The organism is Pantoea sp. PGP6 (genome assembly GCF_053474785.1).
The window spans coordinates 1-24417 of sequence record NZ_JBQBMA010000004.1 but is presented as its reverse complement, the minus strand read 5'-3'; the positions used below and the strand labels follow the sequence as shown (position 1 = coordinate 24417).

The window sequence follows — 24417 nt, the reverse complement described above, 5'->3', positions numbered from 1 at the left end:
TGATGATTGAATGGATTATACGGCGATCGGTTGCCAACCGTTTCCTCGTTATGATGGCCGCTCTGTTTCTTAGTGTCTGGGGCACCTGGACTATCATCAACACCCCTGTGGATGCGCTACCCGATCTGTCCGATGTACAGGTAATTATCAAGACCAGCTATCCTGGTCAGGCTCCGCAGATTGTTGAAAACCAGGTTACATATCCGCTCACGACCACCATGCTGTCGGTACCCGGTGCCAAGACCGTGCGCGGTTTTTCCCAGTTCGGCGATTCCTACGTGTATGTCATTTTTGAGGACGGGACCGATCTGTACTGGGCCCGCTCGCGTGTGCTCGAATACCTTAATCAGGTTCAGGGAAAACTGCCTTCCGGTGTAAGCTCGGAAATCGGGCCTGATGCCACAGGTGTGGGCTGGATATTTGAATATGCTCTGGTTGATCACAGCGGAAAACACGACCTTTCCGAACTGCGCTCTCTGCAGGACTGGTTCCTGAAATTTGAACTGAAAACTATCCCTAACGTCGCGGAAGTTGCATCAGTAGGCGGCGTGGTCAAGCAGTACCAAATCCAGGTTAACCCGGAGAAACTGGCCCAGTACGGCATCAGCCTGCCAGAAGTAAAACAGGCCCTTGAGTCATCTAATCAGGAAGCCGGTGGCTCATCCGTTGAAATCGCCGAAGCGGAGTACATGGTCCGGGCCAGCGGTTACCTCCAGTCCATAGACGATTTCAATAACATCGTCCTGAAAACCGGAGAAAACGGTGTACCGATTTATCTGCGGGACGTGGCCCGCGTGCAGACCGGGCCTGAAATGCGGCGTGGTATAGCAGAGCTTAACGGTCAGGGAGAAGTCGCCGGCGGCGTCGTGATCCTGCGGTCGGGTAAAAATGCGCGCGACGTTATCACTGCAGTGAAAGATAAACTGGAGACCCTGAAGGCAAGTTTGCCTGAGGGCGTTGATATTGTGACTACCTACGATCGCAGCCAGTTAATTGACCGGGCCATTGACAACCTCAGCTACAAACTCCTGGAAGAGTTTATCGTGGTAGCCATCGTCTGCGCCCTGTTTCTGTGGCATGTTCGTTCTGCCCTGGTGGCGATTATTTCTCTGCCCCTTGGTCTGTGTATCGCCTTTATTGTCATGCATTTCCAGGGGCTGAACGCCAATATAATGTCGCTGGGAGGGATCGCCATTGCGGTAGGGGCGATGGTGGATGCCGCCATCGTGATGATTGAAAATGCGCATAAACGGCTGGAAGAGTGGGATCATCAGCATCCGGATGAGCAGATTGACAACGCAACCCGCTGGAAGGTTATCACCGATGCCTCCGTTGAAGTGGGGCCTGCGCTGTTTATCAGTCTGCTGATCATTACCCTGTCCTTTATTCCTATTTTTACCCTGGAAGGACAGGAAGGTCGTCTCTTTGGTCCACTGGCCTTTACGAAAACCTACTCCATGGCGGGCGCGGCCGCGCTGGCCATCATCGTCATCCCGATTCTGATGGGATTCTGGATCCGGGGGAAGATTCCTGCCGAGACCAGCAATCCTCTGAACCGGCTGCTGATTAAAGCGTATCATCCTTTGCTGCTGCGGGTACTTCACTGGCCAAAAACAACCCTGCTGGTTGCGACCTTATCCATCTTCACGGTTATCTGGCCCCTGAGTCAGGTGGGCGGCGAGTTTCTGCCGAAGATAAACGAGGGCGACCTGTTGTATATGCCCTCAACATTGCCGGGCGTATCGCCGGCAGAGGCCGCTGCGATCTTACAGACCACGGATAAGCTCATCAAAACCGTACCTGAAGTAGCTTCTGTTTTTGGCAAGACCGGGAAGGCCGAGACCGCGACGGATTCCGCGCCGCTCGAAATGATGGAAACCACGATCCAGCTCAAACCAGAGGATCAGTGGCGGCCCGGCATGACGATTGACAAGATTATTGACGAACTCGATAAAACGGTCCGTTTACCCGGACTGGCTAACCTCTGGGTGCCCCCCATCCGTAACCGTATTGATATGCTCTCAACCGGGATCAAAAGTCCGATAGGTATCAAGGTGTCAGGTACTGTTCTGTCCGATATCGATGCAACGGCGCAGAGCATTGAGGCGGTAGCCAAAACCGTGCCGGGCGTGGTATCTGCTCTGGCTGAGCGACTGGAGGGTGGGCGCTACATTGGCATCGATATTAACCGTGAAAAAGCCTCCCGCTACGGGATGACGGTGGGTGATGTCCAGCTGTTCGTCTCCTCAGCCATCGGCGGCGCGACGGTGGGGGAAACGGTTGAGGGCGTGGCCCGGTATCCGATTAATATCCGTTACCCGCAGGATTACCGGAACAGTCCGCAGGCGCTGAAACAGATGCCGATTCTGACACCGATGAAGCAGCAAATCACGCTGGGGGATGTAACTGACGTTAGGGTCGTTTCCGGACCAACCATGCTGAAAACAGAAAATGCCCGGCCTGCCAGCTGGATTTATATTGATGCGCGCGGCAGGGATATGGTTTCGGTGGTAAACGATATTAAGACGGCCATCAGCAAGAAAGTGAAACTTAGACCGGGTACCAGTGTGTCATTCTCCGGTCAATTTGAGTTACTTGAGCACGCCAACAAGAAACTGAAACTGATGGTACCGATGACGGTGATGATCATTTTCATTCTGTTATACCTCGCCTTCCGCCGGGCTGATGAAGCCCTGCTGATCCTGATGAGTCTTCCGTTTGCCCTGGTCGGGGGAATATGGTTCCTCTACTGGCAGGACTTCCACATGTCTGTGGCGACCGGAACCGGATTTATCGCCCTGGCTGGGGTGGCGGCAGAATTTGGAGTGGTCATGCTGATGTATCTGCGTCATGCCATTGAAGCACACCCGGAATTGTCCCACCGCGAGACATTCACATCTGAAAGTCTTGATGAAGCCCTCTACCATGGTGCAGTTCTGCGTGTCCGGCCAAAAGCCATGACCGTGGCAGTGATCATTGCGGGTCTGCTACCCATTCTCTGGGGAACGGGAGCAGGCTCAGAAGTCATGAGTCGGATTGCAGCACCCATGATTGGGGGGATGATCACAGCTCCGCTTCTATCACTGTTCATTATTCCTGCTGCCTACAAATTAATCTGGCTGCGTAGGCATAAAGCAAGGATATTATGATATCAAAAGGCCCTCTGTCAGAGAGGGCCTTTATATCAGGATAGGTATCAAAACTGCACTATAGCCATTATGAAAAGAGCGGTGTCAGTGATGCTGTCCCTCTCTTTTTCAGAGCCTACCTTGGTAGCATAACGCAGACAATATAAGCCAACTACATCTCCTGTAACTGCCCGCCCTAATCCGATAGGCAGCAGCCCTGCTAATTACGCAACAGGCGCAGACCGTTTGCCACGACAAGCAGGCTTGCCCCCACATCCGCGAATACGGCCATCCACATGGTCCCCATCCCGGCAATGGTCAGGGCCAGGAATACTGCCTTGATCCCAATAGCCATAACGATATTCTGAACCAGAACGTTATACGTCTGGCGGGAGAGTCGGACAAAAGCCGGGATTTTACGCAAATCGTCATCCATGAGGGCCACATCGGCAGTCTCGATGGCGGTATCCGTGCCCATTGCGCCCATGGCAAAGCCGATATCGGCGCGGGCCAGCGCCGGTGCATCATTGATGCCGTCGCCTACCATGCCGGTCGTGCCCTGCGCCGTAAACGTTTCTACAGCACGCAGTTTATCTTCCGGCAGCTGATCCCCCCGCGCCTCATCGATACCAACCTGACCGGCAATGGCCTGCGCAGTGTGCGCATTGTCTCCGGTCAGCATGAGCGTTTTGACACCCAGACTATGCAACTGACTTATCGCCTCGCGGCTGCTTTCCTTCACCGTATCAGCCACCGCAAACAGCCCAAGCACCTGATGAGTGTCACAGAGCATGATGACCGTTTTACCCCCGGTCTCCAGTTCCGTTAGTGCAGCCCTGACCGCTTCCGGGCAGCGCACCGTTTCTTCAGCCAGCCTCAGATTGCCCAGACTGTAGGTTTGACCGTTGATGACGCCACGCACGCCGCGGCCTGGCAGAGCCTCAAAGTTTTCCACTTCATAACGCTGAATGCTATCTGATGCCGCCGATACAGCCTGCGAAACCGGATGATCGGAGTAACCTGCCAGGCTCACAGCCAGCCTGCGCCCCTCGTCTTCTGCCACCCCGGTATAGATAATCGCATCCGTCTGTACCGGCTTACCGTGCGTCAGGGTGCCGGTCTTGTCGAGCGCCAGCCACTTCAGCTTTCGACCCTCTTCAAGATAAACGCCGCCCTTGATCAATATCCCCCGGCGGGCTGCTGCCGTCAGGCCGCTGACAAGGGTCACTGGCGTGGAAATGACCAGCGCACAGGGACAGGCGATAACCAGCATCACCAGCGCCTTGTATATCCACGCCTGCCAGCTTTCACCTGCAATCAGCGGCGGGAGAACGGCAACTGCGACGGCAATAGCAAACACCACAGGGGTATAAATTTGCGCAAAGCGATCAACAAAGCGCTGCGTAGGGGCTTTTGCCCCCTGCGCTTCCTCCACGGCATGAATGATACGCGCAAGCGTGGTATTTCCGGCAGCGGCCGTTACCCGGTACTCAAAGCCACCGGATCCGTTGACCGTCCCGGCGAAGACCGGGTCGCCTTCCCCTTTATCCACCGGCAGGCTTTCGCCGGTAATAGGTGCCTGATTAATGGCGGTCCTTCCCCGAACCACCGTGCCGTCGAGGGCGATACGCTCGCCCGGTTTTACCCTGACCACGCTGTTAAGGGATACAGACCTGGCCTCAGTTTCTTTCCAGGAGCCGTCTGGTTGCTGAACCGTGGCGGTTTCAGGCGTCAGCTTCATCAGAGAGCCAATGGCATTGCGGGCGCGATCAAGAGACTTCGCTTCAATCAGTTCCGCAACCGTGAACAGGACCATTACCATGGCGGCTTCAGGCCACTGTCCGAGCGCCAGCGCCCCGGTGACGGCAATACTCATCAGGGCGTTGATGTTCAGGTTGCCGTTGCGAAGAGCAATCCAGCCTTTTTTGTACGTGGACAGGCCACAGGCCGCAACGGCAGCAAGAGCAAGAGCCGCTTCCAGCCATTCCGGCATGCCCGCCCAATGCATGGCTTCGGCGGCGATTGCCGCCACACCGGCAAACGCGAGCGGCCACCAGGGTTTTTTCTTTTCCTCAGTAACCGCGTGACGGCCATTGCTGTCAGGAAGTTCAGGTTCAAAGCCCAGCGAACGAATGGCGGCCAGAACAGGCTCCAGCGCATTCGGTGCGTGAACTACCGTCAGTACGCGCTGCATAAGATTGAAATCCAGTTCCTTGACGACTGACATGCCGTCCAGCTTTTTGCGAATCATGCCCTCTTCAACCGGGCAGTCCATCTGCATGATCCTGATACTGGTACGCACCCCTTCAGCGGTCACCAGCTGGGTCTGCAGCTCACCGAATGTGATAGGGGCAGGCGCGCAGCAGGAACCGCCGGTACTTTCCGCCTCACGGGCTGAACAGCAGTTGCCTTCAGGCTGCATTGCTTTATCAATCGGTTCCGGGTCAAAACCCAGCGAGCGCACCGCCTGCAGAACCGGTTCCAGCGCCTGCGGCGTATGGGTCACGGTGAGCACCCTCTGAATCAGATTGAATTCAAGATTGCTGACGGCAGGTAGTTTTGCCAGTTTTTTTCGGAGGAGCGCCTCCTCCGTCGGACAGTCCATCTGCATGATGCGCAGACGCGTCTGAACGTCATCGTTGCGGGGATGCTCTGCAACCAGTTCGGACACCTGGCTCAGGCCGTCCGTTGAGCAGCAGCTCCCGGTGCTGCAACAAGCCGGTGTGGTCTCAGTCGTTTTTGGTGGCATCTTCCCGGAAGCCTCAGTCGGGGCAGTTGCGGTATTTTTAACAGACGCCTCCTCTACGGTTGCGGCTGATCCACATTTTTTATTACTGCAGCAGTCACTCATTTTTTTATCCCGTTCATAACGTATACTGGCATTAAAGACCCTGATGTAACTACAGGGTCAAGCTCAGAAGAGGTGTGATATGAAAATTGGTGAACTGGCCCGCCAGGCGGGATGTCCTGTAGAGACGGTACGTTATTATGAGCGAGAGGGGCTTTTGCAGGCCGCATTGCGGGACCAGACTAATAACTACCGCCATTACGACAGCGCACATCTCGAAAGGCTTATGTTTATCCGGCGCTGTCGGGCGCTGGATATGACCCATGAAGAAATCCGGGTGCTGCTGCAGGCGCGAAGCCAGCCTGACGCAGACTGCGGTAAGGTTAATGCCCTGATAAATGAACATCTGAACCACGTTCAGGCCCGTATTCGTGAACTGAATATGCTGGAAAAGCAACTTTTTGAGCTCCAAAGCCACTGCAATGCCAACCGGGCAACACGGGACTGCGGTATTCTGCGCGAACTGGAGCAGGCAGAAGAGCCTGAGGATATCGTGCCGGTTATCACTGCAGGTCATCTGGCCGGAAGCCACTCTTGCTGATGCTGCTTTCTGCTGTAAGTAGAACGGTTCACTAAAGCAACAGGCTTTTTTTGTGATGTTACTTCGTCATGCCCGGCCATTCAGGTTGCTGAAAGTATGCTGCCGTTAAAATCTGTGTGACATCGTTTAACCGCTATTCCCTCATTAAGCTGTACAGAAAAGCCTGTAAGCACGTCACAACATATATGAATTTATCAATCTAAAATTGACCTTTCGTCTGCAGAAGACGAGACTTGTTGCTGTCCGCCACGAAGGAGAAATTATGCCGTCACTTCTGCCCCTGCAACTTTTTAAGAATCTTTCTGACGAAACCCGGCTCAGCCTGGTGCTGTTGTTGCGCGAAAAAGGGGAGCTCTGCGTCTGCGAGCTTGTATCTATCCTGAAAGAAACACAGCCAAAAATATCGCGGCACCTGGCCCTGCTCAGAGAGAGTGGACTGCTTATCGACAGGCGCGACGGCAAGTGGATCCATTACCGGTTATCGCCACACATGCCTGCGTGGGCAGCAGCGGTCATTGAGCAGGCATATCTGTGTCAGCGGGATGAAATTCTTCATCTCAGTCAGCAGGCTGAGCGTGATAACGCAACCACCAACGGCAAAGCTGTCTGCATGTAAAAATTTTATCTAAACACATTCGATTAAACGAATATATTTACAGGGTACACTTAGCAGCCCGCTTTAACGGGCAGGTATAATTAAGAAGGAGAGAGTATGTTTCTGGCGGGTGCGATTTTTATCCTGACCCTGATACTGGTGATCTGGCAGCCGAAAGGGCTCAGCATTGGCTGGAGTGCCGTTATCGGCGCCGCACTGGCGCTGCTGACCGGCGTGGTACACATCGGGGACATTCCTGTAGTCTGGCAGATTGTCTGGAACGCCACGGCCACGTTTATTGCGGTCATCATTATCAGCCTGCTGCTTGATGAGTCCGGCTTTTTTGAGTGGGCCGCGCTGCACGTTTCACGCTGGGGCGGCGGCAGGGGCCGGTTGCTGTTCACGTATATCGTTCTGCTGGGTGCGGCGGTAGCCGCCCTGTTCGCCAATGACGGGGCAGCGCTTATTCTGACGCCGATCGTTATCGCCATGCTGCTGGCGCTGGGCTTCAGCCCGGGCGCCACGCTGGCGTTTGTGATGGCGGCAGGCTTCATCGCTGATACCTCCAGCCTGCCGCTCATCGTGTCGAACCTGGTGAACATTGTCACGGCAGACTTCTTTAAACTGGGTTTCAGCGAGTATGCCTCGGTGATGGTGCCGGTGAATATCGCGTCCGTGGCCGCCACGCTGGTGATGCTGCACCTGTTTTTCCGCAGGGACATCCCGGCCACTTACGACCTGGCGAAGCTGAAGGCGCCGCGTGAGGCCATTCGCGATGCGCGTACCTTTAAAACCGGCTGGATTGTTCTCATCCTGCTGCTGATCGGCTTCTTTGCCCTCGAACCACTCGGCGTGCCGGTCAGCCTTGTGGCCGCGGTGGCGGCGTTTATTCTCTGGCTGGTAGCCCGGAAAGGCAATGTGATTGATACCGGAAAGGTACTGAAAGGTGCGCCCTGGCAGATCGTTATCTTCTCGCTGGGCATGTACCTGGTGGTATACGGACTACGCAATGCCGGGCTGACTGATTACCTTTCTGCCGCCCTGAACCGGTTTGCAGAGCATGGCGTCTGGGGCGCAACGCTCGGCACCGGCTTTCTGACGGCGGCGCTCTCTTCTGTCATGAACAACATGCCTACCGTGCTGGTTGGCGCGCTCTCCATTGACGGCAGCACCGCGCAGGGCGTGGTGAAGGAGGCGATGATTTACGCCAACATCATCGGCTGCGACCTCGGTCCGAAAATCACCCCCATCGGCAGCCTTGCTACCCTGCTGTGGCTGCACGTCTTGGCACAGAAAAACATTACCGTCAGCTGGGGCTACTACTTCCGTGTGGGCATCGTGATGACCCTGCCGGTGCTGTTTGTGACGCTGGCCGCACTGGCCCTGCGCCTGTCTGTTTAACCTAAACCCCGGCGCTGCGCCTGTGCAGCGCCTTTACGGAGTACCGCTTATGACTGACATTACCATTTACCACAATCCGGCCTGCGGGACGTCCCGCAATACCCTGGCACTTATCCGCAACAGCGGCACCGAGCCCACGGTGATTCTGTATCTGGAAACTCCGCCGGCGCGTGATGAGCTGAAAAAGCTTATTGCGGATATGGAGATCAGCGTGCGCGCCCTGCTGCGTAAAAATACCGAACCTTACGAGCAGCTCGGCCTGGCAGAGGACCGGTTCAGCGATAACGAACTGCTCGATGCCATGCTGGCTCATCCGATCCTCATTAATCGACCGGTTGTGGTTACGCCGCTCGGAACGAAGCTGTGTCGCCCCTCAGAAATGGTTCTGGACATACTGCCGGACCCGCAGAAGGGAGCGTTTACCAAAGAGGACGGCGAAGCCGTCATTGATGAGCACGGAAACCGCGTCAGCCACTGATGTTTCACCAGGCTGCGGGCATAGCAAATGTGAAAAAGCCGGCAGATGCCGGCTTTTTTATATGCTGCGCTGGTTTACACGCTCAGAGAGCTGCGCGGCACTCTCTTTCCTTTCGCTGTAGCGGTCGGTGAGATAACCACTGCGACCGCGCGTCAGCAGAGTGAACTTCATCAGTTCCTCCATGACGTCCACTATGCGGTCATAATACGGAGAAGGCTTCATGCGGCCGGCCTCATCAAACTCGGCCCAAGCTTTTGCCACGGATGACTGGTTCGGGATAGTGATCATCCGCATCCAGCGCCCGAGAATACGCATCTGATTTACGGCGTTGAACGACTGTGAGCCGCCGCTGACCTGCATTACCGCAAGGGTTTTCCCCTGCGAGGGCCGGACCGCCCCGGACGTCAGCGGAATCCAGTCAATCTGCGTCTTCATGATGCCGGTCATGGCACCGTGACGCTCAGGGGAGCACCAGACCATCCCTTCTGACCAGAGTACCAGCTCGCGCAGCTCTGCGACCTTCGGATGCGTCTCAGGTGCATCATCCGGCAGCGGCAGGCCAGACGGATTGAATATCTTCACCTCCGCGCCCATGGCCGTCAGCAGCCGGGCGGCCTCTTCCGTGGTGAGTCGGCTGTAAGAGCGCTCCCGCAGCGAGCCGTAGAGCATCAGTATGCGGGGCGGATGCGCCACCTCTTCGACTTTTAATTTTTCTTCCGTCAGCGGTGCATCCAGGTGCGTCGGATCGATATTGTTCAGGGCATCATTGAAGTTATTCACAATAGAGTCTCTTTATGAGTAATCGTAGCCGACAGGCTGCAGCAGCAGCCAGCGGCGCAGCACTCTTCCGTCAGAAAGGCCATCAGCTGCTCAAGCTGCGCATAGCAGGGCCTGCAGAACAGGGTACGGCTCTGCCGTTCCTGGCTTATGAGGCCAGCTGACATCAGCGCAGAAAGGTGATGACTTAGCGTGGAGGCCGGAATAGCCAGTCTTTTCTGGATGTCACCCACAGGCAGTCCTTCAGGCCCGACTTTCACCAGTTCACGGTAAATTCCCAGTCGCGTCACGTGTCCCAGTTCCCTGAGAGCAGCCGCAGCATTTTGTATGTCCACATCATCACCAAATCTACATTTCCAGAATAATGGAAATATAATTTAAAGCGGACGGAATGGTCAAGCCTCTTCCCGCCATAAAAGTGCTGCGCTCAAAAAGAAAGCCTTTTATACCCTGTTGATCCGGCTGCAGTGGCAGAGCATATAAAAAGGCCATGGCTCAGCATTTCGGTAAAATTCCAGCACTCTGACAACAGCTTTAGCCATAACCGTTTCGCTTCCTCTTGCCAGAAATTCCAGGCTCAATAATACTGTTCATATAACCAGTATAATTTAAAGGAGGATTTTTATGCGCTTTACATTTTTTTCCCTAATCCGTACACAGCAGCACGTCCGGGACGCCGCGTTATGAAAGCGGTCAGTTACGCTCAGGGCCTGACGCTGTTATGGCCGCCGATTTTTACCCCAACGGTAAAGGTGCCGCTGTACGCAGATCCCTGCTCAGCTGGCTTTCCCTCCCCTGCTCAGGATTATGTAGAGAAAGAGCTGGACCTGAATGAGCTTTGTATTCGCAGACGGGCGTCCACATTCTTCGTACGGGCCAGTGGCAACAGCATGCAGGAGCTGGGGCTTTATGACGGTGATGTTATGGTGGTCGATCGCGCGGAGCCACCCACGCACGGCGACATCGTCATTGCCGAGGTTGGCGGTGAGTTCACAGTTAAGCGCCTGCAGCTGCTCCCGAGGGTGGCACTGCTGCCCATGAACCCTGCTTACGCCGCCATCTATCCGGAAGAGCTGCAGCTGCTCGGCGTTGTCACCTGGTTCTTTAACAGTACCCGGGCCCGTCGGAGATAATTATGCCCATGTTCGGACTGGCTGACGTCAACTCTTTCTATGCCAGCTGTGAGACGCTTTTCCGCCCGGACCTGCGTGGCAGGCCGGTAGTCGTGCTCAGTAACAACGATGGCTGCGTTATTGCGCGCTCTGCTGGCGCAAAAGCTCTGGGTATAAAAATGGGTGCACCGTGGTTCCAGATAAAAACGCAGGACTATCCGGAAAAGATACACGTGTTCAGCTCAAACTATGCGCTGTATCACAGCCTGAGCCAGAGAGTAATGACCGCGCTTGAGGAGATAACGCCACGCGTCGAGCAGTACAGCATTGATGAAATGTTCCTGGATATTACCGGTATTAACGGCTGTGAGGACTTCGAAGCTTTTGGTCGTCGCCTGCGCGCGCATGTATTTACCACAACGGGTCTTACCGTCGGTGTCGGCATGGGGCCCACTAAAACGCTGGCAAAATCGGCCCAGTGGGCGAGTAAGGAGTGGAAGCAGTTTCGCGGCGTGCTGGCGCTGACGCCGGGTAATCTGAAACGTACCGAAACTCTGCTAGCTAACCAGCCCGTTGAGGAAATATGGGGTGTGGGACGGCGTATCGGTAAGCGACTCAGCCTGATGGGCATCGAAACCGCCCTGCAGCTGTCACGCGCGCGTCCAAAGTTCATTCGCGATAACTTTTCCGTGGTACTGGAACGCACCGTAATGTCCTGCATCGAGGAAGTTGTGCCGCGTCTGGAGGTATATTCAGTCGATGAGGGGTTCTGCGACTGCCGCGGCATGGAAATGGCCATGCCCTATGAGGATTTTGGCCGCATGATCCGCAACCATGTCAAAACCTGCACCGGCCTGACTGTCGGCGTCGGCCTGGCGCCGACGAAGACGCTGGCGAAGTCAGCACAGTGGGCCGGAAAGGAGTGGCCGCAGTTTCGCGGGGTGCTGGCGCTCACGCCGGGGAATCCGAGGCGGACCGAAACGCTGCTGTCGCGTCAGCCTGTGGGTGAACTCTGGGGCGTGGGGTCCCGGCTTGAAAAACGCCTGCAGCTGCTCGGCGTGACAACGGCGCTCGATCTGGCACGCACCTCCCCTTCTTTCATCCGTAAGAATTTCGGTGTGGTTCTTGAGCGCACGGTACGCGAGCTTAACGGCGAATCCTGCATCCCGATGGAGGATGCGCCCCCGCCCAAACAGCAGATAGTCGTGAGCCGCAGCTTCGGCGAGCGCATCACGGAATATGACGCGATGCGACAATCCGTCTGCGCGTATGCCGAACGCGTGGCGGAAAAGCTTCGTGAGGATCGGCAATTCTGCCACCACATCTCCGTTTTTATCCGCACCTCCCCTTTCGACACTGGACAGCCCGGCTACGGCAACACAGCGTTTGTGAAACTGCGCGTAGGTACGCAGGACACGCGCAACATCATCGAGGCGGCGGTGAAATCCTTAGACACGATCTGGCGCCCGGGTTTTCGCTATGCGAAAGCCGGCATCATGCTGAGTGAGCTGCGGCCAAACGGCGTGGCGCAGCTCAACCTGTTTGACGATGAAGCGCCGCGCGCCGGCAGTGAAGCTTTGATGAACCTGATGGATTCGATGAACCGCTCCGGGCGCTACAGCATAGGCTTTGCGGGTAAAGGTATCGACCCTGACTGGAAGATGAAACGGGAAATGCTGAGTAAAGCATGGACGACGAACTGGAAAGAATTACCGGTCGCAAAATTAATCTGACATCAAGCTGCAGGGCTGCTTACAAAGCGACATTGTATATACAAATATATATACAAAGCCTGAAAGCAATCAGCATCTTCATAACTCATCAATACAATAATGCCTATACAAATGTATAGGCATTACGCTCTAATTATGTATATACAAAAGCATATTCATACGTATATGCATTAAGGTTGTATTATGTATATACAAATCAGGTGTTCTCAACGAGAAGCTGAGCCAGCTTATCGATTAACTTATCATCTTCTATATAGCAGGCGGCCCGGACTACACGCGACCGCGTTATGTTTTTGTTAGGCAGCCTTTCCTGTATTTTTTCTACAAGAATGGATAGCGCATCGTCATCCAGACCAGTAAGGCGAAGGTTCATCTGCTTCCCGGTTGTGATATTTCTGCGCTCGGTAACGCGGGTAACCCCTTTTGCTATACGATCACTTCTTGCCACTTGCGGCCTCCTCAATCTGCTGCAGCAACTCCTGCGTGAAGGCTTTGTAATCCCGGTAAGGGCGTTCATTTCTAGCGAACATCATAACGGGACGATGCACTTCAGTAGCCTGTTTGAAAAGCTCACTCTGGCGTATTTCAGTATTCGCAACTTTGTAGCCTGCCTCACTGATGTACCCATCAATGGCTTTCTTCATTTTAGAGTGAGATTCGTTAACTTTTGTCTTTACAAGTGTATATACAAAATCGTCATTTCGCCTTACTTCACGGACAACTTGGAAAAGGTCATCAATGCCCTTTACCGCCCTACGATCCATGTCTACCGGCACAACAATTTTATCTGTTATCAGCAGCGCGTTTTCGATGCTGAGATCGATGGCTGGCCGCAGGTCAATCAGGATAAAGTCGTAAACGGTTTTGAGCCTTGCCAGACCTTCATCCAGAATATTGAGCCGGTGACGGAAACGTTCGGCGCTGCGCGCCTCAACTGCGAGGGTTATATCGGCGGGGATAACATCCAGGTTAGGAATGACGGTTTCTCCATCGAGGGCGGTATAAACGAGTTTATTGGTATCGAACTTAGGGTCTTCAAAAAGGTCGGTGATTGTATAATCTTCGTCACCACGTCCCACGTCGTCGCTCAGGTTTCCCTGATGGTCCAGATCAACTAGTAGGGTCTTATAGCCAGCTGAAGCCAGCGCGCATCCAACCGCAATACAGCTTGTCGTTTTGGCAACACCGCCTTTGCTGTTCGCAAAAGAAATAATGTAAGGCTTCTTCATTTCACACCGCCATGTATATACAAAGGTATATGCATACTACATGTATCCTGCGCCATGTCAATGTATATACATAAGCATATACATAAATACTTATAAGTCATTGCCCGGTACGACACGTTACCTCCCAAAAAATCAATAAAGCATATACTTATGTATATACACATGTATTGTTAACTTAATGTATTAGTTACTCTTAACTGCTTAGCAGTGGGGCATAGATTTAGTGGCTTTAGAAGAGAAGGGCAGGGGACAGGCAAGTTTAGTTTGTAAAAATAGCAGGTCTTGTGTAAGCGTCCAGCGAGAACCGTATTGACGGGGATGTGTTATTCAGTTGGCAGTGCTACGTGCCAGGGGAGCAGTTCACGCACCCGATTGACCGGCCAGTCAGCTATGACGTCAAGCACATGGCGAAGGTAGGTTTCTGGATCCACGCCGTTCAGTCTGCACGTCCCGATCAGACTGTACAGCAACGCGCCACGCTCACCACCGTGGTCTGAGCCGAAGAACAACCAGTTTTTACGACCCAGACTGACCATCCGCAGGGCATTTTCAGCGATGTTGTTATCGGCTTCCGCCCAGCCGTCCTCCGCATAGTACATGAGTGCCGGCCACTGGTTCAGGGTGTATGCGAACGCCTTCGCCAGCTCCGAGTGTCGCGACAGCGTTTTCATCTTTTCACGCAGCCAGCTTTCCAGTGTTTTCAGTAGCGGCTTCGTTTTCAGCTGACGTTCAGCAAGGCGCTGCTCTGCCGGTATTCCCCTTATATCCGCCTCGATGGCATACAACTCGCTGATACGTTTCAGGGCTTCCTCTGTCAGGGCTGACGGGGTGCGGACGTGCACATCGTGGATTTTACGGCGGGCGTGAGCCCAGCACGCGGCTTCCGTTATCCGGCCATCGCGGTACAGCTCGTTGAACCCGGCGTATGCATCCGCCTGAAGCACTCCGCTGAAGCCCGCGAGATGGGTCTGCGGGTGGAGCCCTTTTCTGTCCGGGCTGTAAGCGAACCACACGGCCGGTGCCAGCGCTGATCCGGCGTTGCGGTCATCACGAACGTATGTCCACAACCGCCCGGTCTTCGTCTTCTTATTACCCGGCAACAGCACCTGCACTGGGGTATCATCGGCATGGAGTTTGCCGTCGGTCAACACATAGTCCTGAAGCGCCTCTTCCAGCGGTGACAGCAGCCGGCAGCATGCATCCACCCAGCCCGACAGCAGTGAACGGCTCAGTTCCACACCCTGGCGGCTGTATATTTCTGACTGGCGGTACAGCGGGGTATGCTCTGCATACTTTGAGGTCAGCACACGGGCCAGCAGCCCCGGCCCGGCGATACCCCGCTCGATGGGGCGTGAAGGGGCGGGGGCCTGCACGATGGCGTCGCATTTTGTGCAGGCATGTTTTTCCCGTACGGTCCGGATAACCCGGAAGGCGCTGCGCATCAGCTCCAGCTGTTCGGCGGTATCTTCGCCCAGATAGCTCAGCGCACCGCCGCAGTCCGGGCAGCATGCCTCTGCCGGCAGCAACCGTTTTTCATCGCGGGGGAGTGATTCGGGGAACGGTTTACGGGTGCGGGTCTGCCGCAGAGAGCGCTGCACTGCCGGGTCATCCACCCGACCGGCCAGCGTATCACTTTCCTTCTGCAGCCGGTTCAGGTCGGCTTCCATCTGTGTGATACGGCGGGAGACCTTTTCGGAACGACTGCCGAAGTTCATCCGGCGAAGCTTATCCAGTTGCGCCTGCAGATAGTCTATTTCGCGCTCCCGGTTGCTCAGCTTTTCCTGCAGGGCGTGGATCAACGCTTCCTGTTCAGCCAGGCGCTGTTTCAGCAGAGGGATGTCGTCAGAAGAGGTGTCGTTCATAAGCCCGCATTTTACCAGGCTTATTCTGCGACAACCAGGATAAACAGGCCTACAGCATGGTCAGGGAGGTCAGCAACCGTTTAGGCTGCCTCCAGTCGATACCTTCCATCAGCATCGCCAGCTGCGCGGGCGTCAGGAACACTTTGCCATCGCGGGCTGACGGCCAGGCGAAGCGGCCGCGCTCCAGCCGTTTGGTCAGCAGACACAGCCCGTCGCCGGTAGACCAGAGGAGTTTCACCTGACTGCCGCTGCGGCCCCGGAAGATGAAGACGTGGCCGGACATCGGATCGTCTTTCAGCGCCGTCTGCACTTTTGCAGCCAGCCCGTTGAAGCCGTTGCGCATGTCGGTGATGCCGGCAACCAGCCAGATTTTAGTGCCGGAAGGTAGCGGGATCATCGCTTAAGTTCCTGTACCAGCAGAGTCAGGAGCTTTTCGCTGACAGTGCCGTTGAGGCGAAGCGTTCCGTGCCGGAACGTTACCTCACAGCTGATACTGAGGGGCTCAGGATCCTCTGCGTACTGCTCTGGCTGTACGGCGGTGGCATCGAGAGTCACAGGGAGTAGCTGAGGACTCTCTGAGGAAGGTAATAGCAGCTTTCCCTCACGCCACTGCTGGCGCCATTTAAATAACAGATTGGCGTTGATACCGTTTTCAAGCGCCAGTTTTGAGATGGAGATACCGGGTTCGCATGAGGCCGCAACAAGCTGCTGCTTAAACTCAGGAGAATAATTAGGGCAGCCCTTACGCCTGCCGGGAGTCACATTTTTCTGCATATCTGACACTTTGGTTCCCACTACTTATTTGGTGGACACCACTTTGTCGGATGAATCAGATTATGACCAGACGGCCCTCGCTGGACGCTTACGGTCTTGTCATGATACCCGGCACTACGTTTAAGGAGGCGATATCGCTCATGGATCTTTTTAGCTGGTTTATGATTGCCATTGCGGTCGTGATTTTTCTGGCGGTACGAGGTAAGCAGAAACGTAAGAAAGGGCCATACCGGCCAGCACCGACTCAGAAACCGGAGTGGCGGGATCACAGACCAGCGCCTGAATATAAGCGGGAAGAAACTACAGCTGAACGACAACTGAATGCCGTCAGAAGCAGCGATTTTCGCAAGCGACCTCTGATGAATAAAAGTGAGTACCGTGTATTCTGCAAGCTCGAAAAGTTGCTCTCAGCGTCACACCGTGGCTATCGCGTATTCTCTCAGGTATCACTCGGTGAGATTCTGGGCTCAGATGACAAACAGGCTTATTTAGCGATTAACAGCAAGCGGGCAGATTTCGTGATCATAGACTGGTCAGGGCAGCCAATAGCCGTAGTTGAATATCACGGCAGCGGCCATTATCAGGACGACGCGATTTTGCGTGACGCGGTCAAGCGTGAAGCATGCAGCAGTGCAGGAATAGCATTCATAGAGCTAACTGAAAGCTACACTGATGCAGATATCGAAGCCATCAGTAACCATTTGCACATAAGAGCTGCCTGACGTCAGTGACACCACCATTGAAGCCGTCACTTCTTTTCATCAAGTACGCGCCGCAGCTCCATGCGGTGCCGCCTCAGCTCCTGATGAAGCATGCGCTGCTTGATCCTGTAAAAATCTCATTTCTGACTTCACGTGAACAGTTGTCAGCTTCCGGTTCGCAGCGGCTAATTTCTTGCAATAACCAGTCCATAATGGTCAATCTGTTAGCCCGCTACGTTCTGCAATATCATATAGCATTAGATTTATCGGTACGTTAACCTATTACAAATTGGTCAAAAATCATCAATATAATAAGTTGTGCATTATTTTAAAGCCTTCGCTTACTCAATAGGGAAAAACGAGGAATAATATGAATATAAACTTTTCCCCATAAGTTTTGTCAGGTCTTTGGGGTTTCTAAAAAATATATCAGCAAGTTTTTCATGATAGTATTTAACTATAACCTTCATTAAGGCAGAGACAACCTTGAAGAGATTATTTATCATATTATGCCTTGTAGAGTTAGAGTCCCCCTGAACTAATGAATTGAACCTTGAAGAAACTTTCAATTTAGCCTGAGGTGATGAATGAACATAATGACATGCATTGACATACACATTATGTAAATATGCCCAACCCTCATCTACTATCGTTTTCTTAAGAAATTCAAAATCCTTTGTTCGAACAGTCTGATCAAACTCTCCACCTTTGTAAGTTTTATTTAAAGATATTCTAGCAACATGCTCGACCATTGACCTGAAGTTAAGCTGTAAGTATCGCTCCCTTCGCTCAAGGGCTGATATTATACTATTCAAAATATCATAAATAAAACCTTTGATGTAGTTTGAGTGATTCAGTTCTGGAATATTGTTTATAAGCAAATTACATAAGCTAACTTGCCTAAAGACACTCACCAATTTATTTTCTTCATCAATAGAGAGGTTATGCTTAGTCATTTCAGTTTTAAATAACTCTGTATCTCTATTAACCCCGAAAGGATCGCGTTCTAACATATTTACTCACTCTCCTTTTTAGCACCAATCCATTTATTTAAGTTTTTAATTGCATTTTTCTTTTTATTACTTCTAATATTTAACTCTTCTTCTTCTTCTGAAATTAAAGATTCTCTTGCCATCCCTACTAACAATGGAACAACAGCTCTTAACTCATCCTCATCCATGCCATTGATTTTTCTAGCTAATTTTGCAACCATAAGAGTGCGCGATCGGACTGCATAATCTAAAAAAGTAATACCAAAAATCTGTTTGATGAATTCAGATACATGTTTGTTTGTAGGTAAAAATTCCTTTGATAAAACTAGCATAATAGTCATGCCTAAAATATTATCCTTTGTTAAAGCCACATGAGCAGCTCTGGAAATTATTTTTTTCAAATACTTGTCCATTATAATTCCTCACCTTCTAAGAAATCCATTCTTGAAATAAATTCCTCGCAAATTTTTTCAATATCGGCTTTTGATTTTGAGTAACATGAAGGGATGTTCCCTTGATACCCAACCATTAGATCACGCACGTAAGTTGAACGGCTTTCAAAAAAGTAGGAGGATGCAAAGAAAGGTGTAGATTCAAACGTTTCTTTCAAAACAGCGGTTTTATCTGTTGGCACTGCATCTGTGTTTGTATAAACAAAACCTACATGTTTGATATCCTTTTCATGATGAATCTTCATATTCCTAATGACACTATGAAGACTATTGGCCCCTAATACAGAATAGTGGTCTATTCTAACTGGAGTTAAGTAATAGTCTGATGCTAATAGTGCAGTGTCAGTAAATAATGATATTGTTGGCGGACTATCTATGAATATAAAATCATAAGATTCCTTAAGGTTATTATCATGAATAAACCTCTTAAGCATCTTTATTCTCTTACCTTCATGATTAGTATCAAATATGATATTTATGTCACCAAGAATAATATCTAAATTATCAGAAAGGGTAACTATGACATCTTCAGGAGCCACTTTTTTTTCATCATCCATGACTGAATTAGGAAGTTCAAAAATCTTCCTTATAGTTTTATTGGCAGGACGTATTTCTTCAAGATATTCATCGACGCGGCCGTAATGTCCCATTAGGGATTGAGTCGCGTTAAATTGGGGGTCAATATCTATAACTAGAACTTTTTTATCTAAGAAGTTAGCAAGGTATTCTCCCATACCTACACACAGCGTAGTTTTTCCAACGCCACCTTTCATGTTAATAAAACTTATTACAGGTGCAGTCATAATTTTTTCCTTTTTCCTTAAGAAGTAAATTACATACTTTTAATAACCTTGAAAATTAAACACACTTATTAAGATATTTCTTAATTTGACATCATCATAATCTTAACAAGGCTTATGCTCAACTTCTGATTTTGATGTGATACCTTAAAAATACTAAGAGTAAAAATAATAACCAATGAAACTATAACATTTTATTTTATTTACCTCCTAATAATTCTACGAATGCTTATTACATATAGCATGTCCCAAAACGGTCGGTTTCGGACACATGCTGCGACGACTGTACGAAAGTAAGTGTTTTTGGTTTAGTACATACGTTATAATTAGTACACCCTTTTAGTACATGTAGTAACGCCATGTCACGAGTTTTTGCCTACTGCAGGGTTTCAACCCTGGAACAGAATACAGAAAACCAGCGCCGCGAAATCGAGGCTGCCGGTTTTGCTATTCAGCCACGGCGGCTGATTGAGGAATACATCAGCGGTTCGGTTGCAGCTGCAGAACGTCCCGGGTTTATGCGACTTCTCGACAGGATGGAAAATGGTGACGTCCTGATTGTCACAAAGCTCGATCGTCTCGGCCGTAACGCAATGGATATAAGGCAAACAGTCGAGCTACTTGCAGCATCGGAAATACGCGTACATTGCCTCGCACTTGGCGGTGTGGATCTGACCAGCCCGGCAGGTAAAATGACGATGCAGGTCATCTCAGCTGTCGCAGAGTTTGAACGTGATTTGCTGATTGAGCGGACTCATGCCGGTATTGCCAGGGCAAAGGCCTCCGGCAAACGTTTTGGCCGTCCTCCTGCGCTTGATGAGGAACAAAAGCAGGCTGTGCTCTTACGGATTGATGAAGGAGCCAGCATCAGTGCTATTGCTCGTGAGTTTGAGACGACCCGGCAGACCATACTCAGGGTTAAAGCAGCGCGCCCATGCGAGGAAGGGATGTAAAACAGTATTCAATACAGAAATGGCAGGCAACCATACTCTGGGAACATTATTAGCCGCGCCATGATTCAGAGAGGACGCGATGATGTCAGAAATTAAAACATATCCTGTCTGCTTTACTGGTCAGGTAAAAACAGTGGTGTGTGATGCTGTATTTCAAAAGGATCAAGCGGACACGTTCAAACACTACATCCGGTTTGCCCGACAAAACAAAGCAACCACCCTTATTACCTGTCAGTGCATCAAGAACGATGAAGGTGAAAAGCGCCGCCGTCTGAAAGCCTGCTATTCATCAACGCATGACAACTATTGGCTGGCCCGCTGGTCTTACAGTGGTTCAGAGCACACACCTGACTGCCGTTTTTATTCGGTATGGGCAGACGAAAAGCAGGGTGCTATTTACACCTCTGACGTGGTTAAGGCACTCTCTCCGGGCTATTTCCGTATCAAGCTACCTACCGGGTTACAAAAAAAAGAGCTTACGGAGCGCGATGCGGTTGAGCCATCAGGCCCTAAAAGCGGAGGAAAACGCAGGCGTCAGCCCGCCATGCGACTCCTCGGACTCCTTCATTTCTTGTGGGAACAGGCAGAAATCAATCACTGGCATCCTAATTTTGACAAGCGTACCCGCGACGACGCTTGGGCCGCATGGCGCCTGAAGCAGATAGCAGAAAAAATCAGCGTGGGTAAAACGTCTCTGAAATCGGTCCTGCTCATAATGGCGCGACCCGGCACGCAGGAGATTAAAAATAACTGGGCAACGATTGATGCCGCCGCTTCATCGAATAAGCGGCTAATCATGATCACTTATCTCAAACCCTGCCCCAACGGGGAGGGAGGCAGCCTGAGCGGCACACTGCCGCTCACTCAGGCCGCTGGCTTTCCGTCTCTTGATGTACCTGTAGATCTTATTGGCCGACTCAACCGAAGCTTTACTCGCGAGCTGGGTGACTGGCGTCGGGGGCAAAAAGTTATGCTGATAGCTGAAACCGAACCACCGGTAAAAAAATTCAGGCAGCGAGACGGCAAACCTGTACCGTATAACACCTGTACCGTCATTGATGCGGCACTGATGACAGTCAGCCCCAGATTTATTCCTCTCGATTCATCCCTGGAAAGCATCATTGAGGAGAAACTCTGGCAGGAAAAGCGTCAGTTCATTAAACCTCTGCGCTATGACGGCGAAGCGGATGTGTTTCCTGACTTTTTGCTTCTGGATGTACCTGGTTCAGACGCCGTACCGCTGGAAGTATTCGGTATGACCACGCCAGACTATCTCGCGCGTAAAGCGAAGAAATTGAAACACTATCAGGATGAGTATGGCCAAGGGAACTGGTGGAGCTGGGACGCACATAAAACTGACGCTTTAAATGAAATTCCAGCGTTTCCTGTTAAGGGCTAAGCGTTAAGAGATCCTCTTGTTCTTTTTTTCATGAAAACATTGGCTTTGTTGAATAAATAAGATTTCTTGCGAACGACCCTGTAGCTGGCTGGATTTTCAGGCAATACGCACGCTTTCTGGCATCCCAGCCTTTGTCATCCTGTTCAACGCACGCACCATGGCCATAGCTTCCGCTACCTGACCATCGTAGTCACGCAGCGTCAGTGAATCTCCCAACAACTGCTTCATTCTGTACATTGCCGTTTCCGCTATCGAGCGACGGTTATATTCCGTTGTCCATTTCCACCGTGCATTGCTTCCGCTCAGCCGCTGATTAGCAACGGCACGGTTGCGGTCTGCGTACTCACCGGGCCAGTAACCTGCTCCTTTTCGGGGAGGAATAAGCGCGCTGATTTTTTTGCGGCGCAGTTCATCGTGACAGAGCCGGGTATCGTAAGCCCCGTCTGCCGCGGCTGCCCTGATTTTTCTGTGAGTCTGCCGGATAAGGCCCGGGAAGGCTTCTGAGTCCGTGACGTTATTCAGCGACAGGTCTGCACAGACAACTTCATGTGTGTTGCTGTCAACAGCAAGATGCAACTTTCGCCAGATACGACGGCGCTCTTTGCCGTGCTTTCTGACTTTCCATTCGCCTTCACCAAAGACCTTCAGCCCGGTGGAATCAATCACCAGGTGTGCGATTTCACCCCGGGTGGACGTTTTGAAACTGACATTAACCGACTTTGCCCGCTTACTGACACTGGTGTAATCCGGGCAGCGCAACGGAACGTTCATCAGGGCAAAAATGGAATCAATAAAACCCTGCGCAGCCCGCAGGGTCAGCCGGAATACGCGTTTAATCACCAGAACGGTGGTGATGGCGAGATCAGAATAGCGCTGGGGCCTTCCTCGTGATGAAGGCGTTGCCGACTCATACCAGGCCTGAATCGCCTCATCATCCAGCCAGAAAGTGAGGGAGCCACGGTTGATGAGAGCTTTGTTGTAGGTGGACCAGTTGGTGATTCTGAACTTTTGCTTTGCCACGGAATGGTCTGTGTTGTCGGGAGGATGCGTGATCTGATCCTTCAACTCAGCAAAAGTTCGATTTATTCAACAAAGCCGAAAACATTACAGAATCACAGATTTTCAGTGACTCTTATAACTCCAATTCACAGTGCAGGACAAAAATGTACCCATTAATAAAGACTAATAGCCGTTACGCTGAACGGGCTGAAGCTATAAGTGAAAAAATGAGAAAATATACGAACGATTCTTTTCTCAACTGTTTATTTTCACACTTCCAAACTTACAGAAAGCATAATAATATAACCATGAATTTTCCGTGGTGCTGTTTTTTGGCTTTGAAATGGAAGTTTTCTGCGGAACAGAAGACCTACGCCTCCGACATGTCTCAAAAAGACTTCACGAAAATAATTAATAAAATATATCAACTTACAGAAGATGCAGTTAAATTTGAAAGTGAAGCGGGAGTAATACTGGAAATGAGGAGAATGATAATAAACCAAACATTCTATCAGACAAGATTGCAAACATTTGCGCTGGCGCTTTCCCGTCAATATAGCTGGTACTGTAAAAGTGACACCCCGTTTTTTAGAGACAACTTTAAGTCACTAACAGGTTTAGAACTTGATAATTATTATAAAATAGCTTTTTTCCTCACATTCTACTTTCAGCTTGATAAAAATAGTGAGTCGAGCCTAGTGAACATCGACAGGATTATCATATTTCTTGTTCCTCTTTTTGGCGTCGATGAAGTGCATGCTTTTTTAAAATTAGTTTCTATTCGGCGCAATGAAATCAAAGATTTCGTACTCCTGCACGCACGAGAAGGCTGGAACGTAGAGGAATACTTTGAGCGGACACCTTTTTTATATAAGCCTTTAATCCTTGAAAAACAAGGTCTTGTTGTGTTATCTAAAACAGTTATGAATGCAGGATTTAGTGCGATAGTTCCTGAATTATTCAATGAAAATCTGAAAGGAAAGTATGGTGAGAAATTTGGAAAGATTGTAGAGAGATATCTTGAAAAGCTCTTAATTGATACATTTAGCACTGTAGTGACTGAAAAAGAGTTGAACAAAATTTATCGAGATAAAAAGAGAACGGGTAAAGTTGTTGATTATTTAATTCAAGAGGATGATGCAAAGGTTTTTATCGATTCTAAGGCTGTTATGCCCCACAGACATTTAAGAGATTCAATTATAGCTAATCAGTTAAAAAACAAACTTAAGGACAATCTTCTTGAAGGTTTGGAAAAAGGTCAGTTTTGCGCCAGCATCATTAATGGCATTGAGAAAAGAAAACCTAACCCTCGTGATTCATTAATCATAATTTTGCAGCAAGATCATTACGTTTCTACAGGTAAGTTCATTTCTTCATTTATCAATAAAGATATATTTAACAAAATAATAAGTGACCTTGGAGATTTACCAATACATGAAGATAGAATTTATTACATAACTATTGATGAATTTGAGAATTTGCTAGAAGCTTGTAGTCATAATAATATTTCAATAACTGAAATCATTGATCGCTGCGTAGAAAACGACCATAATCAGGCTACGCAAAAAATGAATTTTCAAATGCACATAGATGAGTTATTGCCACCAAAGTCAACGATTCATAAAGACTTATTAGCTAATCAT

22 protein-coding genes and 2 pseudogenes are annotated in these 24417 nt (G+C 50.8%); 12 read left to right on the top strand and 12 right to left on the bottom strand.

Going from position 1 to position 24417, the window contains the following annotated elements; translation table 11 throughout:
• Window positions 1–2 precede the first annotated feature (2 nt).
• Window positions 3–3149, top strand: a complete 3147-nt coding sequence (silA, locus tag ACLIBF_RS23395; RefSeq protein ID WP_182505479.1) for a Cu(+)/Ag(+) efflux RND transporter permease subunit SilA — start codon at window positions 3–5, stop codon at window positions 3147–3149.
• Between the two features lie 199 nt (window positions 3150–3348).
• Here the strand turns inward: silA and ACLIBF_RS23390 are convergent, their stop codons facing one another.
• Complete coding sequence (locus ACLIBF_RS23390) at window positions 3349–5739, bottom strand: heavy metal translocating P-type ATPase (protein ID WP_392391285.1); 2391 nt, start codon at window positions 5737–5739, stop codon at window positions 3349–3351.
• 319 nt (window positions 5740–6058) lie between these two features.
• Here ACLIBF_RS23390 and cadR point away from each other — a divergent pair, with 319 nt between their 5' ends.
• From cadR to arsC, 4 genes are all read left to right on the top strand, one after another.
• Window positions 6059–6517, top strand: a complete 459-nt coding sequence (cadR, locus tag ACLIBF_RS23385) for a Cd(II)/Pb(II)-responsive transcriptional regulator (RefSeq protein WP_182505466.1) — start codon at window positions 6059–6061, stop codon at window positions 6515–6517.
• Window positions 6518–6779: 262 nt separating this feature from the next.
• Window positions 6780–7133 carry a metalloregulator ArsR/SmtB family transcription factor gene (locus ACLIBF_RS23380; protein WP_006785991.1) on the top strand — a complete coding sequence of 118 codons (354 nt, stop codon included), beginning with the start codon at window positions 6780–6782 and terminating at the stop codon, window positions 7131–7133.
• A gap of 96 nt (window positions 7134–7229) precedes the next feature.
• Window positions 7230–8513: an arsenic transporter gene (locus ACLIBF_RS23375; RefSeq protein ID WP_133846922.1), complete on the top strand. Its 1284-nt coding sequence runs from the start codon at window positions 7230–7232 to the stop codon at window positions 8511–8513.
• A gap of 49 nt (window positions 8514–8562) precedes the next feature.
• Entirely contained in the window at window positions 8563–8991 is a 429-nt protein-coding gene (gene arsC / locus ACLIBF_RS23370) for a glutaredoxin-dependent arsenate reductase (RefSeq protein WP_065647959.1), read from the top strand.
• 57 nt (window positions 8992–9048) lie between these two features.
• Here the strand turns inward: arsC and arsH are convergent, their stop codons facing one another.
• Both arsH and ACLIBF_RS23360 read right to left on the bottom strand, forming a co-directional pair.
• The gene (gene arsH / locus ACLIBF_RS23365) at window positions 9049–9741 is read right to left on the bottom strand and encodes an arsenical resistance protein ArsH (RefSeq protein ID WP_162287177.1); all 693 of its coding nucleotides are present in this window, start codon (window positions 9739–9741) and stop codon (window positions 9049–9051) included.
• 26 nt (window positions 9742–9767) lie between these two features.
• Complete coding sequence (locus ACLIBF_RS23360; protein WP_075050709.1) at window positions 9768–10103, bottom strand: ArsR/SmtB family transcription factor; 336 nt, start codon at window positions 10101–10103, stop codon at window positions 9768–9770.
• A gap of 348 nt (window positions 10104–10451) precedes the next feature.
• Here ACLIBF_RS23360 and umuD point away from each other — a divergent pair, with 348 nt between their 5' ends.
• The 3 genes and pseudogenes from umuD to umuC form a co-directional block, all read left to right on the top strand.
• Window positions 10452–10901: a translesion error-prone DNA polymerase V autoproteolytic subunit gene (umuD, locus tag ACLIBF_RS23355; protein WP_075050708.1), complete on the top strand. Its 450-nt coding sequence runs from the start codon at window positions 10452–10454 to the stop codon at window positions 10899–10901.
• 2 nt (window positions 10902–10903) lie between these two features.
• Window positions 10904–11500, top strand: a pseudogene (locus tag ACLIBF_RS23350) (Y-family DNA polymerase); the annotation flags it as partial.
• A 75-nt stretch (window positions 11501–11575) separates the two neighbouring features.
• Window positions 11576–12613: pseudogene (umuC, locus tag ACLIBF_RS23345) on the top strand (translesion error-prone DNA polymerase V subunit UmuC); the annotation flags it as partial.
• A gap of 196 nt (window positions 12614–12809) precedes the next feature.
• Here the strand turns inward: umuC and ACLIBF_RS23340 are convergent.
• The 5 genes from ACLIBF_RS23340 to tnpA all read right to left on the bottom strand — a co-directional run bounded on the left by ACLIBF_RS23340 (window position 12810) and on the right by tnpA (window position 16478).
• Complete coding sequence (locus ACLIBF_RS23340; protein WP_123803196.1) at window positions 12810–13061, bottom strand: hypothetical protein; 252 nt, start codon at window positions 13059–13061, stop codon at window positions 12810–12812.
• Window positions 13048–13842 carry a ParA family protein gene (locus tag ACLIBF_RS23335; RefSeq protein WP_071199880.1) on the bottom strand — a complete coding sequence of 265 codons (795 nt, stop codon included), beginning with the start codon at window positions 13840–13842 and terminating at the stop codon, window positions 13048–13050. Before ACLIBF_RS23335 ends, ACLIBF_RS23340 begins: the two co-directional genes overlap by 14 nt.
• A gap of 323 nt (window positions 13843–14165) precedes the next feature.
• On the bottom strand, window positions 14166–15704 hold the full coding sequence (tnpC, locus tag ACLIBF_RS23330; protein ID WP_052908737.1) for an IS66 family transposase: 1539 nt from the start codon (window positions 15702–15704) through the stop codon (window positions 14166–14168).
• A 49-nt stretch (window positions 15705–15753) separates the two neighbouring features.
• Window positions 15754–16101, bottom strand: a complete 348-nt coding sequence (tnpB, locus tag ACLIBF_RS23325) for an IS66 family insertion sequence element accessory protein TnpB (RefSeq protein WP_052908738.1) — start codon at window positions 16099–16101, stop codon at window positions 15754–15756.
• Complete coding sequence (tnpA, locus tag ACLIBF_RS23320; RefSeq protein ID WP_052908739.1) at window positions 16098–16478, bottom strand: IS66-like element accessory protein TnpA; 381 nt, start codon at window positions 16476–16478, stop codon at window positions 16098–16100. Before tnpA ends, tnpB begins: the two co-directional genes overlap by 4 nt.
• A 140-nt stretch (window positions 16479–16618) precedes the next feature.
• Here tnpA and ACLIBF_RS23315 point away from each other — a divergent pair, with 140 nt between their 5' ends.
• Window positions 16619–17200 (top strand): DUF2726 domain-containing protein, encoded by a 582-nt coding sequence (locus ACLIBF_RS23315; RefSeq protein WP_382631204.1) that lies wholly within the window; start codon window positions 16619–16621, stop codon window positions 17198–17200.
• A gap of 320 nt (window positions 17201–17520) precedes the next feature.
• Here ACLIBF_RS23315 and ACLIBF_RS23310 read toward each other — a convergent pair whose 3' ends face one another.
• The 3 genes from ACLIBF_RS23310 to ACLIBF_RS23300 are packed head-to-tail and all read right to left on the bottom strand — an operon-like array spanning window position 17521 to window position 19426.
• Window positions 17521–18192 carry a hypothetical protein gene (locus ACLIBF_RS23310; protein ID WP_448310793.1) on the bottom strand — a complete coding sequence of 224 codons (672 nt, stop codon included), beginning with the start codon at window positions 18190–18192 and terminating at the stop codon, window positions 17521–17523.
• A 2-nt stretch (window positions 18193–18194) separates the two neighbouring features.
• On the bottom strand, window positions 18195–18584 hold the full coding sequence (locus tag ACLIBF_RS23305) for a hypothetical protein (protein ID WP_448310792.1): 390 nt from the start codon (window positions 18582–18584) through the stop codon (window positions 18195–18197).
• Window positions 18584–19426, bottom strand: a complete 843-nt coding sequence (locus ACLIBF_RS23300) for a ParA family protein (RefSeq protein ID WP_448310790.1) — start codon at window positions 19424–19426, stop codon at window positions 18584–18586. The genes ACLIBF_RS23305 and ACLIBF_RS23300 overlap by 1 nt, the downstream gene beginning before the upstream one ends.
• Before the next feature lie 356 nt (window positions 19427–19782).
• Here ACLIBF_RS23300 and ACLIBF_RS23295 point away from each other — a divergent pair, with 356 nt between their 5' ends.
• Window positions 19783–20376: a recombinase family protein gene (locus tag ACLIBF_RS23295; RefSeq protein ID WP_382631284.1), complete on the top strand. Its 594-nt coding sequence runs from the start codon at window positions 19783–19785 to the stop codon at window positions 20374–20376.
• Window positions 20377–20455: 79 nt separating this feature from the next.
• Window positions 20456–21775, top strand: a complete 1320-nt coding sequence (locus ACLIBF_RS23290) for a DUF1173 family protein (protein ID WP_448310789.1) — start codon at window positions 20456–20458, stop codon at window positions 21773–21775.
• Window positions 21776–21871: 96 nt separating this feature from the next.
• Here the strand turns inward: ACLIBF_RS23290 and ACLIBF_RS23285 are convergent, their stop codons facing one another.
• Entirely contained in the window at window positions 21872–22795 is a 924-nt protein-coding gene (locus tag ACLIBF_RS23285) for an IS5 family transposase (protein WP_001118645.1), read from the bottom strand.
• A 143-nt stretch (window positions 22796–22938) separates the two neighbouring features.
• Here ACLIBF_RS23285 and gapS1 point away from each other — a divergent pair.
• On the top strand, window positions 22939–24417 hold a 1479-nt coding region (gapS1, locus tag ACLIBF_RS23280; protein ID WP_448310788.1), incomplete at its 3' end, for a GapS1 family protein.

Coding starts and splice junctions, on each gene's coding strand:
- silA (WP_182505479.1), top strand. CDS start 3: ATGATTGAATGGATTATACGGCGATCGGTTGCCAACCGTTTCCTCGTT.
- ACLIBF_RS23390 (WP_392391285.1), bottom strand. CDS start 5,739: ATGCAGATGGACTGTCCGACGGAGGAGGCGCTCCTCCGAAAAAAACTG.
- cadR (WP_182505466.1), top strand. CDS start 6,059: ATGAAAATTGGTGAACTGGCCCGCCAGGCGGGATGTCCTGTAGAGACG.
- ACLIBF_RS23380 (WP_006785991.1), top strand. CDS start 6,780: ATGCCGTCACTTCTGCCCCTGCAACTTTTTAAGAATCTTTCTGACGAA.
- ACLIBF_RS23375 (WP_133846922.1), top strand. CDS start 7,230: ATGTTTCTGGCGGGTGCGATTTTTATCCTGACCCTGATACTGGTGATC.
- arsC (WP_065647959.1), top strand. CDS start 8,563: ATGACTGACATTACCATTTACCACAATCCGGCCTGCGGGACGTCCCGC.
- umuD (WP_075050708.1), top strand. CDS start 10,452: ATGAAAGCGGTCAGTTACGCTCAGGGCCTGACGCTGTTATGGCCGCCG.
- ACLIBF_RS23335 (WP_071199880.1), bottom strand. CDS start 13,842: ATGAAGAAGCCTTACATTATTTCTTTTGCGAACAGCAAAGGCGGTGTT.
- tnpC (WP_052908737.1), bottom strand. CDS start 15,704: ATGAACGACACCTCTTCTGACGACATCCCTCTGCTGAAACAGCGCCTG.
- tnpB (WP_052908738.1), bottom strand. CDS start 16,101: ATGATCCCGCTACCTTCCGGCACTAAAATCTGGCTGGTTGCCGGCATC.
- tnpA (WP_052908739.1), bottom strand. CDS start 16,478: ATGCAGAAAAATGTGACTCCCGGCAGGCGTAAGGGCTGCCCTAATTAT.
- ACLIBF_RS23315 (WP_382631204.1), top strand. CDS start 16,619: ATGGATCTTTTTAGCTGGTTTATGATTGCCATTGCGGTCGTGATTTTT.
- ACLIBF_RS23310 (WP_448310793.1), bottom strand. CDS start 18,192: ATGTTAGAACGCGATCCTTTCGGGGTTAATAGAGATACAGAGTTATTT.
- ACLIBF_RS23305 (WP_448310792.1), bottom strand. CDS start 18,584: ATGGACAAGTATTTGAAAAAAATAATTTCCAGAGCTGCTCATGTGGCT.
- ACLIBF_RS23300 (WP_448310790.1), bottom strand. CDS start 19,426: ATGACTGCACCTGTAATAAGTTTTATTAACATGAAAGGTGGCGTTGGA.
- ACLIBF_RS23295 (WP_382631284.1), top strand. CDS start 19,783: ATGTCACGAGTTTTTGCCTACTGCAGGGTTTCAACCCTGGAACAGAAT.
- ACLIBF_RS23290 (WP_448310789.1), top strand. CDS start 20,456: ATGATGTCAGAAATTAAAACATATCCTGTCTGCTTTACTGGTCAGGTA.